Origin of the sequence: Paraburkholderia sp. CI3 (assembly GCF_050436505.1) — a bacterium.
GTDB lineage: Bacteria > Pseudomonadota > Gammaproteobacteria > Burkholderiales > Burkholderiaceae > Paraburkholderia > Paraburkholderia tuberum.
The window spans coordinates 2,683,230-2,698,109 of record NZ_JBNDMI010000004.1 but is presented as its reverse complement, the minus strand read 5'-3'; the positions used below and the strand labels follow the sequence as shown (position 1 = coordinate 2,698,109).

Sequence of the window (14,880 nt, the reverse complement as noted above, 5' to 3'; positions counted from 1 at the left end):
CGGATTAGCCAGAGGACACCGTTGCAAGCGCGGGACGCACACGCCAATGTTTTTTTCGTAGGGCTCATGGGGGCAGGAAAAACCACTGTGGGTCGGGCGGTTGCGCGCCGTCTCGAGCGCCCGTTCTTCGATTCCGACCACGAAATCGAGGCGCGCACGGGCGCGCGCATTCCCGTGATCTTCGAGCTCGAGGGCGAAGCGGGCTTTCGCGATCGCGAAGCGAGCGTGATCTCCGAGCTGACCGGGCGCGACAATATCGTGCTCGCGACCGGCGGCGGTGCAGTCCTGCGGCCGGAAAACCGCGAAGCGTTGAAAAGCCGTGGCCTCGTGATCTATCTGCGCGCCAATCCGCATGACCTGTGGCTGCGCACGCGGCGCGACAAGAATCGCCCGCTGCTGCAAACGGAAGACCCCAAGGCGCGCCTCGAAGCGCTCTATGAAGTGCGCGACCCGCTGTACCGCGAATGCGCGCACTTCGTGATCGAAACCGGCCGGCCCTCGGTCAACGGACTCGTCAACATGGTTCTGATGCAGCTCGAGATGGCCGGCGTCGCCAAACATCCTGCGTCATAATGGACCGTATGATTACCGTCAACGTCGAACTGGGCGAGCGCGCCTACCCCATCCATATCGGTGCCGGCCTGATCGGCCAGACCGCGCTGTTCGCGCCGCATATCGCCGGCAACTCGGTCACGATCGTCACCAATAGCACCGTCGATCCGCTCTACGGCGACAAGCTGCGCGCAGCGCTTGCGCCGCTGAACAAGCAGGTGTCCACGGTGGTTTTGCCGGACGGCGAAGCACACAAGAATCTGCAGACGCTGAACCTGATCTTCGACGCGCTGCTCGGCTCGCGCGCCGACCGCAAGACCACGCTGATCGCGCTCGGTGGCGGTGTGATCGGCGACATGACCGGGTTTGCCGCCGCCTGCTACATGCGCGGCGTGCCGTTCATCCAGGTGCCGACCACGTTGCTGTCGCAGGTGGATTCGTCGGTCGGCGGCAAGACCGGCATCAATCATCCGCTGGGCAAGAATATGATCGGCGCGTTCTACCAGCCTCGGGCGGTGATCGCTGACATCGGCGCATTGCGTACGTTGCCCGAACGCGAACTCGCGGCGGGCATCGCCGAGGTCATCAAGACCGGCGCAATCGCCGACGCCGGATTCTTCAGCTGGATCGAGGCCAATATCGAGGCTTTGAACCGCTGCGAACCGGAGGCGTTGACCGAGGCAGTCAAACGCTCGTGCGAGATCAAGGCGTCGGTGGTGGCCCAGGACGAGCGCGAAGGTGGTCTGCGCGCGATCCTCAACTTCGGTCACACGTTCGGCCACGCGATCGAAGCCGGACTCGGCTATGGCGAGTGGCTGCACGGCGAGGCGGTCGGCTGCGGAATGGTGATGGCGGCGGATCTGTCGGTGAGGCTCGGCCATCTCGATGAAGCGTCGCGCAAGCGGCTCGTCGACGTCGTGCTTGCCGCGCATCTGCCCACGCGTGCTCCCGCGCTCGGCGCGGATCGTTACATCGAGCTGATGCAGATCGACAAGAAGGCGGAAGCCGGCGCGGTCAAGTTCATTCTGCTGAAGCGTTTCGGTGAGACACTGATCACCCGCGCGCCCGACGCCGACGTGCATGCGACGCTGGCCGCCGCCGTCTAGATTCAACACGGCCCTGCAGCCACGCTTCACGCACCCGCGTCACGAGGCGCCGCCCATGTTTCGGAGGACCCGGTGACTGACAGGCGCAGCGACGATATCCAGCATGACACGACGAGCGCGCGCGCAGGCGCCGGGAACGGCGTCATCGCCGCCACGGTCAGCACCGCGGATGCCGCTGCCGCGGTTGCCACACCCGCCGTCCCCGCGCCGACCCAGCAGGCGCTCGAAGCGCATCTCGCGCCGTACGCGGCGCATTCGAGCCAGTCGCGTGGGCGTCGCTATGCGGAAACCGCGCCGAGCGCGCGTACCGAGTTTCAGCGCGACCGCGACCGCATCGTCCACTCGACCGCATTCCGGCGGCTCGAGTACAAGACTCAGGTATTCGTCAACCACGAGGGCGACCTGTTTCGCACGCGCCTCACCCATAGCCTCGAAGTTGCGCAGATCGCGCGCTCGGTTGCGCGCAATCTGCGCGTCAATGAAGATCTCGTCGAAGCGATTTCGCTGGCGCACGATCTCGGCCATACGCCGTTCGGCCATGCCGGCCAGGATGCGTTGAACGAATGCATGCGCGAGCATGGCGGCTTCGAGCACAACCTGCAGAGCCTCACGGTCGTCGACGAACTTGAAGAGCACTACGGAGCGTTCAATGGGTTGAACCTGTGCTTCGAGACGCGTGAGGGCATTCTCAAGCATTGCTCGCGCGACAACGCGCGCAGGCTCGGGACATTGGGCGAGCGCTTTCTCGAAGGGCGGCAACCGTCGCTCGAAGCGCAGATCGCCAACGTCGCCGACGAAATCGCGTACAACAATCACGACGTCGACGACGGGCTGCGCTCCGGTCTGCTGTCGCTCGAGCAGCTCGCCGAAGTGGAACTCTGGCAGACGCACTGCGAGGCGGCGCGCGGCGACTATCCGCAGATCGAGGGGCGTCGGCTGATTCACGAGACGGTGCGGCGCGTGATCAATACGCTGATCGTCGATCTGATCGAAACGACGCGGGCCAATCTCGCGCGCTACGCGCCGGCGTCACTCGACGACGTGCGCGCGGCGCCCCCGCTCGTCGCGCACAGTGATGCGATCGCCGCGCAGGCCGCGGCGCTCAAGCGCTTCCTGTTCAGAAACATGTACCGTCACTATCGCGTGATGCGCATGGCCAACAAGGCACGCCGCGTCGTGGTCGGCCTGTTCGACGCGTTCACCGACGACCCGCGGCTGCTGCCGCCGGACTATCAGTCGGCCGATGCGACGCGTCAGCCGCGTTTGATCGCGCATTACATCGCGGGGATGACCGATCGTTACGCGCTGAAGGAGTATCGGCGGCTGTTCGTGATCGACGATAACTAGCCGCTGGCGGCTGGGCGCGGCAAGGGGGTAACGTTCAGCGTTGCCGCATCGAAGCGGCCGTCGCGCCGCCTTGCCAGCACCGTCAAACCGCGCAAGCCAGCGTCATCGCGAACGGGACGCGAACAGCGCCCCCGCCACCAGCGCAAGCCCGCCGACGATCGCAATCGTCTGCCACGGATTTTCATGCACGTAGTGATCGGCGTCCGAGATCGCCACGCCCGCACGATCGCGCATCGCGTCGCGCGTGTCGTTCAGCCGCTCGCGCGCGGCGTCCAACTGTTTGCGCAGCCTGCCGCGCAGGGCCACGGCGTCGGCCTGCGTGCCGTCGGCCAAGGTCGATTCGAGTTCCGACAGCAGGGTGCGCAACTCGACCGCGATGTCTTCGGCCGCGTGGCGGCTGTGGCGAGCGATGCGCCGCGCGCGGCGACTCGCGCTGGTCCAGGATTCGCCGAGGGCGTCTCGCGTATTTGGAAGTGCTGTCATGGTCGCTCCGTCGATGAGTTGAAAGGCCCCGCGCATCGTCGCGCGGACACGCTATGCGCAGACGCAGTATCACGTCGTCGCGTAGGAAACGCCATCTAAACGCAACTTCGATGCCAAGCGCTGCATCGCCGGTACCGCTGCACGCGTGCGGCTCGCGACAGGATGGGGCGTGCCCGTATCGTCGCCGGATTTTGCACATGGACGCGCCGAATTCGCGTCAAATTTACAAACGCTGATGCCGGATGACGCTGCCATCCCGATGCAACAGAGACGCCAAATGCAAACGCCGTGATCGGTTCGATGATGGCGTTCCCCAGGTCGCGAAAATTCGACTACCCTAATTCAAGCTACCCGCTCTAGCGAAGCGTTAGAAACGGTAACCGACGTTGACGTAAGTGACGATCGGGTTCAGCTTGATCTTGGTTTGCGATTGCACGGTCAGCGTGCCGACCGGCGTGGCCGATGCCGAAGTGAGCTTTGCGGTCGTGCTGAGCGGCAGGTACGAGATCGACACGCCGGCGAACCAATGCTGATTGAAGGCGTACGTGAAGCCCGCATTAAACACAGGTTCCCACGAACTATCCGTCGACACACTGGTCGGACCATGCAGAACGTTGGCTTCGAATGCGCTGTTGGAAATGTGTTCGTCGGTGAACCAGATGCGGCTCACACCGAGACCGAGATACGGGCGGAACGAAGCAGTCGGCGCGTTGAAGTAGTACTTGAACAGCAGCGTCGGGCTCCACTGTTTGGCCTGCCCGAGCTTGCCGAACTGCGCGAAGCTGCCCGTGCCGAACAGATCGAAAGTAGGGGGGACGCCAATGACGAATTCGGTTGCGATATGGTCGGTGACGAAGTAGCCGGCGGTGAAACCGATGGTATCGGCCGAACTCAGCGAGGCGCCGGTGTTGGCTTCGGTGATGTTGGTTGGGCTACCGCCAATGCTGGTCACGGTCAGTGGGTCGCTGCTCGATTGGGGCGCCAGATGGAACCAGCCCGTCGAGAAGTAAATGGTGCCGGCCGATTGTGCGTGCGCTGCCGTGCTCATGCAGGCTAGCACTGCCATCCCCGTTACGGCCTGTTTTAATTTCATATGTGCTCCTCCAAAAAAGGCCCGCTCATTATGACTACAACGTTTGAAACAAACCATACGCGGCGGTTAGAGTTTTCTCCCTAAGCTCCGCGTGGTTTCTGGCTTGGCCGCATGGCGCCGAACCTTGCGCCCATGCGGCTCTTCGGACCTTCGGGTATATACCAACGCGACTATTGGACACTCCAGCATGGCACGGCTTGCACGTCTTTATGTCCCCGACCAGCCGCAGCACGTCATCCTGCGCGGGCTCGACCAGCAGCCCGCCTTCGTCGACGACCAGGACTACGAGCTTTTCATCGACTGTCTGAAGGCGGCCTCCCGGGACCATCACCTTTCGATCCACGCTTACGCCTTGATGCCGGGCGCCGTGCAACTGCTCGTCACGCCCACCGAGGAGTCGAGCCTGCCCAAGGCGATGCAGGCCGTCGGGCGGCGCTATGTCGCGCACTTCAACCGGCGCTATGCGCGTCGCGGCACCTTGTGGGAAGGCCGTTACCGGGCCACCGTGATCGAGGGTGAGCGCTACTTCCTGCTTGCGAGCCGGGTCGTGGAAATGTGTCCGGTGCGCTTGCAACTGGTCAACGCGGCCGAGGATTATCGCTGGTCGAGCTACCGTCATCACATCGGCCTCACCCTCGACAGTCTGATCACGGATCACCCCCTTTACTGGTCGCTCGGCAATACGCCGTTCGAGCGACAGCGTGCTTATCGCGAACTGTGCGAGCAGCCGCTCGACGAGCGCGAGGCAAGCCAGCTCCAGCAAGCCACGTTGAAGGGCTGGGTGCTCGGCAGCGACACGTACCGCGAATGGGCGGCGCGCGCCGCCAACCGACGTGTGTCACCCCTACCGCGTGGCCGGCCACGCAAGGTGCGCGAGACGCCGCATACGCAGTGAGGCGGCGGCAGGGCGATACCCCGGCGGCGCCGATAGAGCCGCTTTAAATCCGATTAAAGTGTTTTGCATCAAGGGACTGCATGAAGACGGCACGTCGGATGCCGTTTTCTTTTGCCCCAAGTTGATGTGGCACCAATAAAAAATAATCGCACTGCACCAATTTGATAATCGGGGGCTGATCATTAGGTTTTATTTGCTATTTCCTTGATTCGTCGCGTATATTCCGATTTCCGACGCTTTTCGTCCCGCGCAGTCTTGCTGCGAGAAGAGCGCCGTCGTGGTCGCGAAGCGCACTGCGGCAAAAGCACAATGGTTTAACGGCCTGTCCGGCCTCCTCACAGACGGTGTCCCCATGAATGATCACCAGCAACCGATTCACCCGGTTCCCGCCGCCCAAGGTCTGTACGACCCGCAAAACGAGCATGATGCCTGCGGCGTCGGCTTCGTCGCCCATATCAAGGGCCACAAGAGTCACGAAATCATCCAGCAGGGCCTGAAGATTCTCGAGAACCTCGATCACCGGGGCGCCGTCGGCGCCGATCCGCTGATGGGCGACGGCGCGGGCATCCTGATCCAGATTCCGGACGGCTTCTATCGCGAAGAGATGGCCCGGCAGGGCGTGACGCTGCCGCCGGCTGGCGAATACGGCGTCGGCATGATTTTCCTGCCGAAGGAGCACGCGTCGCGCATCGCCTGCGAACAGGAGCTCGAGCGCACGGTGAAGGCCGAGGGTCAGGTCGTGCTCGGCTGGCGCGACGTGCCGGTCGACCACGCCATGCCGATCTCGCCGACCGTGAAGGCGAGCGAGCCGCTCATCCGCCAGATCTTTATCGGCCGCGGCAAGGACATCATGGTGACCGACGCGCTCGAGCGGAAGCTGTACATCATCCGCAAGACCGCGAGCCATCGCATCCAGGCGCTGAAGCTCAAGCACGGCAAGGAATACTTCGTGCCGTCGATGTCGGCGCGCACGGTCGTCTACAAGGGTCTGCTGCTGGCGGGCCAGGTCGGCGTGTACTACCGCGACCTGCAGGACGACCGCACCATCTCGGCGCTCGCACTCGTGCACCAGCGCTTCTCGACCAATACGTTCCCGGCGTGGGAACTGGCTCACCCGTACCGCATGATCGCCCACAACGGCGAAATCAACACGGTGAAGGGCAACGTCAACTGGCTGAACGCGCGTACCGGCGCGATCGCCTCGCACGTACTCGGCGACGATCTGCCGAAGCTGTGGCCGCTGATCTATCCGGGCCAATCGGATACGGCATCGTTCGACAACTGTCTCGAACTGCTGGTGATGGCCGGCTACCCGCTCGTCCACGCGATGATGATGATGATTCCGGAAGCCTGGGAACAGCACACGCTGATGGACGAAAATCGCCGCGCGTTCTACGAATACCACGCCGCCATGATGGAGCCGTGGGACGGCCCCGCCGCCATCGCGTTCACCGACGGCCGCCAGATCGGCGCGACGCTCGACCGTAACGGTCTGCGCCCGGCGCGCTACATCGTCACCGACGACGACCTCGTCATCATGGCGTCGGAAGCCGGCACGTTGCCTATTTCCGAGTCGAAAATCGTCAAGAAGTGGCGTCTGCAGCCGGGCAAGATGTTCCTGATCGACATGGAGCACGGCCGCATCATCGACGACAAGGAACTGAAGGACAACCTCGCGAACGCCAAGCCGTACAAGAGCTGGATCGACGCCGTGCGCATCAAGCTCGACGAGATCGAGGCGAAGGCCGAAGACGTCGTGACGGAACGCCGCGAAGCTGCTGCGCTGCTGGATCGCCAGCAGGCGTTCGGCTACACCCAGGAAGACCTGAAGTTCCTGATGGCGCCGATGGCGCAAGCGGGCGAGGAAGCCGTCGGCTCGATGGGCAACGACTCGCCGCTCGCGGTCATGTCCAACAAGAACAAGACGCTCTATCACTACTTCAAGCAGCTGTTCGCGCAGGTCACGAACCCGCCGATCGACCCGATCCGTGAAAACATGGTGATGTCGCTCGTGTCGTTCATCGGCCCGAAGCCGAACCTGCTCGACACGAACAATATCAACCCGCCGATGCGTCTCGAAGTGTCGCAGCCGGTGCTCGACTTCAAGGACATCGCGAAGATCCGCGCGATCGATCAGTACACGGGCGGCAAGTTCAGCTCGTACGAACTGAACATCTGCTATCCGGTCGCCTGGGGCAAGGAAGGCATCGAGGCACGCCTTGCGTCGCTGTGCGCGGAAGCCGTCGATGCGGTCAAGTCCGGCTACAACATGCTGATCGTGTCGGACCGCAAGACCGACCGCGACAACGTCGCGATTCCGGCGCTGCTCGCTACGGCCGCGATCCACACGCACCTCGTGCAGCAGGGTCTGCGCACGAGTACGGGTCTCGTCGTCGAAACCGGTTCGGCGCGTGAAACGCACCACTTCGCGCTGCTCGCGGGCTATGGCGCGGAAGCCGTGCACCCGTACCTCGCGATGGAAACGCTGAGCCAGCTCGCGGCCGGCCTGAAGGGCGACCTGTCGGCGGAGAAGGCGGTCTACAACTTCACGAAGGCAGTCGGCAAGGGCCTGCAGAAGGTCATGTCGAAGATGGGTATTTCGACCTACATGTCGTACACCGGCGCGCAGATTTTCGAAGCGGTCGGTCTTGCCGCGGATCTGGTGTCGAAGTACTTCCACGGCACGTCGTCGAAAGTCGGCGGCATTGGTCTGTTCGACGTCGCGGAAGAAGCGATCCGTTTGCATCGCGAAGCATTCGGCGACAACCCGGTCCTCGCGAACATGCTCGACGCGGGCGGCGAGTACGCGTACCGCGTGCGCGGCGAAGAACACATGTGGACGCCGGATGCGATCGCCAAGCTGCAGCACTCGGCGCGCAGCAACTCGTACCAGACGTACAAGGAATACGCGCATCTGATCAACGATCAGACCAAGCGCCACATGACCTTCCGCGGCCTGTTCGAGTTCAAGTTCGATCCGACCAAGGCGATCCCGCTCGACGAAGTCGAACCGGCGAAGGAAATCGTCAAGCGTTTCGCGACCGGCGCAATGTCGATGGGCTCGATCAGCACCGAAGCGCACGCCACGCTCGCCGTCGCGATGAACCGCATCGGCGGCAAGTCGAACACCGGTGAAGGCGGTGAAGACGCGAACCGTTATCGCAACGAACTGCGCGGCATTCCGATCAAGAACGGCGATACGATGAAGTCCGTGATCGGCGACGAAGTGGTCGTCGACATTCCGTTGAAGGAAGGCGATTCGCTGCGCTCGCGCATCAAGCAGGTCGCGTCGGGCCGCTTCGGCGTGACGGCGGAGTACCTCGCGTCGGCCGACCAGATCCAGATCAAGATGGCGCAGGGCGCGAAGCCGGGCGAAGGTGGTCAGCTGCCGGGTCACAAGGTGTCGGACTACATCGGCAAGCTGCGTTACTCGGTGCCGGGCGTCGGCCTGATTTCGCCGCCGCCGCACCACGACATCTACTCGATCGAAGATCTGGCGCAGCTGATTCACGATCTGAAGAACGTGAACGCGTCGTCGAGCATCTCGGTGAAGCTCGTGTCGGAGTCGGGCGTCGGTACGGTTGCCGCGGGTGTCGCGAAGGCGAAGGCCGACCACGTCGTGATCGCCGGTCATGACGGCGGCACGGGTGCATCGCCGCTGTCGTCGATCAAGCATGCGGGCACGCCGTGGGAACTGGGTCTCGCCGAAACGCAGCAGACGCTGGTGCTGAACCAACTGCGCGGCCGTATCCGCGTGCAGGCCGACGGTCAGATGAAGACCGGCCGCGACGTCGTGATCGGCGCGCTGCTCGGCGCTGACGAGTTCGGCTTCGCGACGGCGCCGCTCGTCGTCGAAGGCTGCATCATGATGCGCAAGTGCCATCTAAACACGTGCCCCGTCGGCGTCGCGACGCAAGATCCGGTGCTGCGCGCGAAGTTCCAGGGCCAGCCGGAACACGTCGTGAACTTCTTCTTCTTCATTGCGGAAGAGGCGCGCGAAATCATGGCGCAACTCGGTATCCGCAAGTTCGACGACCTGATCGGTCGCGCGGAACTGCTCGACACGAAGAAGGGTATCGAGCACTGGAAGGCGAAGGGCCTCGACTTCTCGCGCGTGTTCTATCAGCCGCAAGTGCCGGCGGAAGTCGCGCGCAAGCACGTCGACGTGCAGGATCACGGCCTCGACCGCGCACTCGATCACACGCTGATCGAGAAGGCGAAGGCCGCGATCGAGAAGGGCGAGCACGTGTCGTTCATCCAGCCGGTGCGCAACGTGAACCGCACGGTCGGCGCGATGCTGTCGGGCACGATCGCGAAGAAGTACGGCCACGAAGGTCTCGCGGACGACGCGATCCACATCCAGTTGAAGGGCACCGCGGGTCAGAGCTTCGGCGCGTTCCTCGCGAAGGGCATCACGCTGGATCTGGTCGGCGACGGCAACGACTACGTGGGCAAGGGCCTGTCGGGCGGCCGCATCATCATCCGTCCGACCAACGATTTCCGCGGCAAGTCGGAAGAGAACATCATCTGCGGCAACACGGTGATGTACGGCGCGATCGAAGGCGAAGCCTTCTTCCGCGGCGTGGCCGGCGAGCGATTCTGCGTGCGTAACTCGGGCGCAACGGCGGTCGTCGAAGGCACGGGCGACCACGGTTGCGAATACATGACGGGCGGCACGGTGGTCGTGCTCGGCGAGACGGGCCGTAATTTCGCGGCCGGTATGTCGGGCGGCATCGCGTACGTGTTCGATCCGGACGGCATGTTCGCGGGCAAGTGCAACAAGTCGATGGTCGCGCTCGAACCGGTGCTGCAACAGGCCGAACAGGAGCGCACGGTCGATCAGGGCGTGTGGCATCGCGGCGCGACCGACGAAGCGCTGCTCAAGGGGCTCATCGAGCGTCACTTCCAGTTCACGGGCTCTCCGCGCGCGAAGGCGCTGCTCGAAAACTGGGACGCGGCACGCCGTCAGTTCGTGAAGGTGTTCCCGACCGAATACAAGCGCGCGCTCGGCGAACTCGCCGCGAAGAAGGCGAACAGCGAAGTGCTCGCCGCCTGAGCTGCCTTCACGGAAGTCAACTTTAGACGTACCCGCCGCGTTCCGACCAATCGACGCGCGGCGGGTCCAGATCACCCCTAGATACAGATAGAGAAGAGAACCACATGGGCAAGGCAACCGGTTTTCTCGAGTTCGAACGTCGCCACGAGACGTACGAGGCTCCGCTCACGCGTGTGAAGCACTACAAGGAATTCGTCGCGGCACTGACCGACGACGAAGCGAAGATTCAAGGCGCGCGTTGCATGGACTGCGGCATTCCGTTCTGCAACAGCGGCTGCCCGGTCAACAACATCATCCCGGACTTCAACGACCTGGTGTTCCGTCAGGACTGGAAGAACGCGATCGAAGTGCTGCATTCGACCAACAACTTCCCCGAGTTCACGGGCCGCATCTGCCCGGCACCGTGCGAAGCTGCGTGCACGCTCGGTATCAACGACGACCCGGTCGGCATCAAGTCGATCGAGCACGCGATCATCGACAAAGCCTGGACCGAAGGCTGGGTCGCGCCGCAAACGCCGAAGCACAAGACCGGCAAGAAGGTCGCCGTGGTCGGCTCGGGCCCCGCGGGTCTCGCGGCCGCGCAGCAGCTCGCGCGCGCCGGTCATGACGTGACCGTGTTCGAGAAGAACGACCGGATCGGCGGCCTGCTGCGTTATGGCATCCCCGACTTCAAACTGGAGAAGTGGCAGATCGACCGCCGCATGCGCCAGATGGAAGGCGAAGGCGTGACGTTCCGCACCAACGTGTTCATCGGCAAGCCGGACTCGCTGCCGGCGCACATCGGCAACACGGCGAAGGAAACCATCACGCCGGCCGAACTGAACGAACAGTTCGACGCGGTCGTGATCGCCGGTGGTTCCGAAACGCCGCGCGATCTGCCGGTGCCGGGCCGCGAGCTCGAAGGCGTGTATTACGCGATGGAATTCCTGCCGCAGCAGAACAAGGTCAACGCCGGCGACAAAGTGCCGAACCAGCTCGTCGCGAAGGGCAAGCACGTCGTCGTGATCGGCGGCGGCGATACCGGTTCCGACTGCGTGGGCACGTCGAACCGTCACGGCGCGAAGAGCGTCACGCAGTTCGAACTGCTGCCGCAGCCGCCGGAAGAAGAGAACAAGCCGCTCGTATGGCCGTACTGGCCGATCAAGCTGCGCACGTCGTCGTCGCATGAGGAAGGCTGCGAGCGCGACTGGGCGGTCGCGACCAAGCGTCTCGAAGGCAAGAACGGCAAGGTCGAGAAGCTGATCGCCGCGCGCGTCGAATGGAAGGACGGCAAGATGGTCGAAGTGCCGAACTCCGAATTCGAAATGAAGGCCGACTTCGTGCTGCTCGCGATGGGCTTCACGCAGCCGGTGTCGCCGGTGCTCGAAGCGTTCGGCGTCGACAAGGATGCGCGCGGCAACGTGCGCGCCACGACCGAGGGCGACAAGGCGTACTACACGTCGGTGAACAAGGTGTTCACGGCAGGCGACATGCGCCGTGGCCAGTCGCTCGTGGTGTGGGCGATTCGCGAAGGCCGTCAGTGCGCACGTTCGGTCGATGCGTTCCTGATGGGGCATTCGGAACTGCCGCGTTAAGCGTCTTCAGCCGGTGTGCGTGCCTGGAGTTCCATGCCGCGCGCGCCGGCCACGATTTGCAGGAAGACGTGGAGACGACAAGGCGCCCCATGAAGGGCACCTGTAGCGGGAAAGCAATGCAGTAAAAAAGAAACCGGGCTCGCCTGAAAGGGGGAGCCCGGTTTTCTTTTGCCTCGTCGCGGTGCGTTATGTCCGCCTCATTGGCGATAGCGCGCGAGCGTCAGTCCGTCGAGATCGATCTCCGGTTTGCGCTGCGCGATCAGATCCGCGACCACGCGCGCCGAGCCCATCGACATCGCCCAGCCCGTCGAGCCGTGCCCGAGGTTCAGCCATAAGTTGTCGATGTTGCACGGGCCGAGCAGCGGCGCGCCATCGGGCGTCATCGGCCGGCGGCCGACCCAGAAGTGCGCGGAAGTCGGATTGGCCGCGTGCGGAAACCAGTCGCGCAGCACCGTGAGCAGCGTTTGCAGCGCCTGCTCACGCAACGTCGTCTGGCGATTGCCGAGCTCCGCCGTACCCGCGATGCGCAGGTGGTTGCCGAAGCGCGTGATCGCCGTCTTCAGCGATTCGTCCATCAGTGCCGCCCGTGGCGCTTTTTCCTCGTCGGTCACAGGCAGCGTGGCCGAATAGCCCTTCACCGGATAGAGCGGCACCTTCACGCCGAGCGGCGCGAGCAACGCCGCGCTATCGACGCCGAGCGCGACGACCACCGCGTCGGCCGGCAGCGTCTGCGCGCCCTGCTCGCTTTGAATATGCACGCCGCGCACCGTCGCTCCCTCGACATCGAGCGACGTGACGCGCGTGTCGAAGCGAAAGCTCACGCCATTGCGTTCACAGATCGCGCGCAGTTCGCGGGTGAAGCGCGCGCAGTCGCCGGCTTCGTCGTCGGGCAGATAGAGACCCGAGAACGGCGCCTGACGCGCCCAGTGCAGACCCGGCTCGATCTCCGCGCACTGCGCGGCGCTGACTTCCCGATGCACGATGCCCCCATCGCGCAGCACCGCGAGCGCCGGCTGCGCGAGTTCGACGTCGTACTCGCTGCGAAACAGTTGCAGATAGCCCTGGCTGCGGCCGTAGTCGAACGGATGACGGCCGCGGAATTCGTGCAGGCAAGCGCGGCTGTAGTACGCGATGCGCTGCATACGCTGCTTGTTCACGCGAAAGCGGTCGAGGTCGCACTCGCGCAGCCAGCGCGCGATCCAGCGCCATTGGGCCGGATCGAGCGTCGGCCGGAAGATCAGCGGCGAGGCCGGCTTGAACAGGTACTTGAGGATTTTCGCTGGCATGCCGGGCGCGGCCCATGGCGTCACGTAGCCCGGCGCGATCACGCCGGCGTTGCCGAAACTCGTGGACAGGGCGACGTCGGGTTCGCGCTCGATCACCGTCACGTCGCAGCCTTGCTGGCACAGATAAAAAGCAGTGGCGACGCCGATGACGCCGCCGCCGAGTACGATCGTTTTCATGATTGGGAACTGCGGTGTCAGACGATCTCAAGCGGCGGAGCCGGCCGCCCCTAGCACCTTGCCCTTCGTTTCCGGCAGGCACAACGCGGCGACGATCACGAGCAGATACCCCGAGCCCGCGACGATGCCCATCGCCTTCACGAGCGTCATCGTCTGCGCGAAGGTGCCGACGAGTATCGGAAAGAACGAGCCGAGCCCGCGCCCGAGGTTGTAGCAGAAGCCTTGCCCCGAGCCGCGGATTTCGTTCGGATACAGCTCCGACAGATACGCGCCGATGCCCGCGAAAATCCCCTGCACGACGATGCCGAGCGGGAAGCCGAGTGCGAGCATCATCGTGTCGGTGATCGGCAGCATCGTGTAGACCATGCCGAGCACGAACGAGCCGACCGCGAACAGCACGAACGACGCGCGCCGGCCGATCCTGTCGCACAGAATCGCGCCGACGATATAGCCGGCGAACGAACCGACGATCAGCACGATCAGATAGCCGCTCGTATTGAACACCGACAGATGGCGCTCCGTCTTCAGATAGGTGGGCAGCCACGTCGTGATCGCGTAGTAGCCGCCGAGCATGCCGGTGCACAGCGCGCTGCCGAGCACAGTTGTCTTCAGATGCTCGGCCGAGAAGATCTGCATGAAGTGCGACGTGTTGATGCCGCTTTCGCGCGCGCGACGCGTCGCGACAAAGATGTCGGGGTCGCTGACGTTGCGGCGGATATAGATGATCCATGCGGCGGGCAGCAGGCCAACCCAGAAGCACGCGCGCCACGCGTACTGTTCCGGCAGCAGCGCGAACGCCGCCCAGTAGACGATCGCCGCGGCCGCCCAGCCGAACGACCAGCTGCTCTGCACGGTGCCGACCGCCTTTGCGCGATGCTGTGGCGAGCGGATCGTCTCGGCCATCATGATCGTCACGACCGACCACTCACCGCCGAAGCCGATGCCCTGCAGCGTACGCGTGGCGAGCAACTGCCAAAACGACTGCGTGAAGCCAGACAGGAACGTGAAGATCGCGAAGGTGGCGATCGTCCATTGCAATACACGGATGCGGCCGTGGCGATCGGCAAGAATGCCGGCGAGCCAGCCGCCGATCGCCGACGAAATCAGCGAGCTGGTGGCGATCATGCCTGCTTCGCTTCTGCTCATGCCCCACGTCGCGATCAGCGTCGGAATGAGGAACGAGTAGATCATGAAGTCGAACGCGTCGATCGCGTATCCGCCGAAACCGGCGAATAGCGTGCGACGCTCGCGCGGGGTCAGCTCGGTGAACCATTGGAGAGAAGACATGTTTTGTTGTGGTCTCCAGGTTTC

General features: G+C 63.8%; 10 protein-coding genes. 6 read left to right on the top strand and 4 right to left on the bottom strand.

Annotated elements, in window-relative coordinates:
• Positions 1–21 precede the first annotated feature (21 nt).
• The 3 genes from OKW29_RS33905 to OKW29_RS33895 all read left to right on the top strand — a co-directional run bounded on the left by OKW29_RS33905 (position 22) and on the right by OKW29_RS33895 (position 3,005).
• Entirely contained in the window at positions 22–573 is a 552-nt protein-coding gene (locus tag OKW29_RS33905; RefSeq protein WP_090802131.1) for a shikimate kinase, read from the top strand.
• 8 nt (positions 574–581) lie between these two features.
• The gene (gene aroB / locus OKW29_RS33900; RefSeq protein ID WP_429294049.1) at positions 582–1,658 is read left to right on the top strand and encodes a 3-dehydroquinate synthase; all 1,077 of its coding nucleotides are present in this window, start codon (positions 582–584) and stop codon (positions 1,656–1,658) included.
• A 144-nt stretch (positions 1,659–1,802) separates the two neighbouring features.
• A complete protein-coding gene (locus OKW29_RS33895) occupies positions 1,803–3,005 on the top strand; it encodes a deoxyguanosinetriphosphate triphosphohydrolase (protein ID WP_311541596.1) in 1,203 nt (400 codons plus the stop codon).
• Positions 3,006–3,107: 102 nt separating this feature from the next.
• On the opposite strand, the gene OKW29_RS33890 is transcribed toward OKW29_RS33895, so the two are convergent.
• Positions 3,108–3,488, bottom strand: a complete 381-nt coding sequence (locus OKW29_RS33890) for a DUF883 family protein (RefSeq protein ID WP_013090729.1) — start codon at positions 3,486–3,488, stop codon at positions 3,108–3,110.
• Between the two features lie 367 nt (positions 3,489–3,855).
• Positions 3,856–4,581 carry an OmpW/AlkL family protein gene (locus OKW29_RS33885; protein ID WP_184070648.1) on the bottom strand — a complete coding sequence of 242 codons (726 nt, stop codon included), beginning with the start codon at positions 4,579–4,581 and terminating at the stop codon, positions 3,856–3,858.
• Positions 4,582–4,768: 187 nt separating this feature from the next.
• Between OKW29_RS33885 and OKW29_RS33880 the strand changes: the two genes are divergently transcribed.
• The 3 genes from OKW29_RS33880 (at position 4,769) to OKW29_RS33870 (ending at position 12,106) form a co-directional block, all read left to right on the top strand.
• Positions 4,769–5,476, top strand: coding sequence for a transposase (locus OKW29_RS33880; protein WP_013090727.1), 708 nt, complete (start codon positions 4,769–4,771; stop codon positions 5,474–5,476).
• 352 nt (positions 5,477–5,828) lie between these two features.
• Positions 5,829–10,532: a glutamate synthase-related protein gene (locus OKW29_RS33875; protein ID WP_429294048.1), complete on the top strand. Its 4,704-nt coding sequence runs from the start codon at positions 5,829–5,831 to the stop codon at positions 10,530–10,532.
• A 104-nt stretch (positions 10,533–10,636) separates the two neighbouring features.
• Positions 10,637–12,106, top strand: coding sequence for a glutamate synthase subunit beta (locus OKW29_RS33870; protein ID WP_429294047.1), 1,470 nt, complete (start codon positions 10,637–10,639; stop codon positions 12,104–12,106).
• A 197-nt stretch (positions 12,107–12,303) separates the two neighbouring features.
• Here OKW29_RS33870 and OKW29_RS33865 read toward each other — a convergent pair whose 3' ends face one another.
• Both OKW29_RS33865 and OKW29_RS33860 read right to left on the bottom strand, forming a co-directional pair.
• Entirely contained in the window at positions 12,304–13,569 is a 1,266-nt protein-coding gene (locus OKW29_RS33865; RefSeq protein WP_429294046.1) for a D-amino acid dehydrogenase, read from the bottom strand.
• A gap of 27 nt (positions 13,570–13,596) precedes the next feature.
• Positions 13,597–14,856: an MFS transporter gene (locus OKW29_RS33860; RefSeq protein ID WP_429294045.1), complete on the bottom strand. Its 1,260-nt coding sequence runs from the start codon at positions 14,854–14,856 to the stop codon at positions 13,597–13,599.
• Positions 14,857–14,880 lie beyond the last annotated feature (24 nt).

What these genes read in the sequence shown, in the direction of transcription:
- aroB (WP_429294049.1), top strand. Translation starts at nt 582, where the DNA reads ATGATTACCGTCAACGTCGAACTGGGCGAGCGCGCCTACCCCATCCAT.
- OKW29_RS33890 (WP_013090729.1), bottom strand. Translation starts at nt 3,488, where the DNA reads ATGACAGCACTTCCAAATACGCGAGACGCCCTCGGCGAATCCTGGACC.
- OKW29_RS33885 (WP_184070648.1), bottom strand. Translation starts at nt 4,581, where the DNA reads ATGAAATTAAAACAGGCCGTAACGGGGATGGCAGTGCTAGCCTGCATG.
- OKW29_RS33880 (WP_013090727.1), top strand. Translation starts at nt 4,769, where the DNA reads ATGGCACGGCTTGCACGTCTTTATGTCCCCGACCAGCCGCAGCACGTC.
- OKW29_RS33875 (WP_429294048.1), top strand. Translation starts at nt 5,829, where the DNA reads ATGAATGATCACCAGCAACCGATTCACCCGGTTCCCGCCGCCCAAGGT.
- OKW29_RS33870 (WP_429294047.1), top strand. Translation starts at nt 10,637, where the DNA reads ATGGGCAAGGCAACCGGTTTTCTCGAGTTCGAACGTCGCCACGAGACG.
- OKW29_RS33865 (WP_429294046.1), bottom strand. Translation starts at nt 13,569, where the DNA reads ATGAAAACGATCGTACTCGGCGGCGGCGTCATCGGCGTCGCCACTGCT.
- OKW29_RS33860 (WP_429294045.1), bottom strand. Translation starts at nt 14,856, where the DNA reads ATGTCTTCTCTCCAATGGTTCACCGAGCTGACCCCGCGCGAGCGTCGC.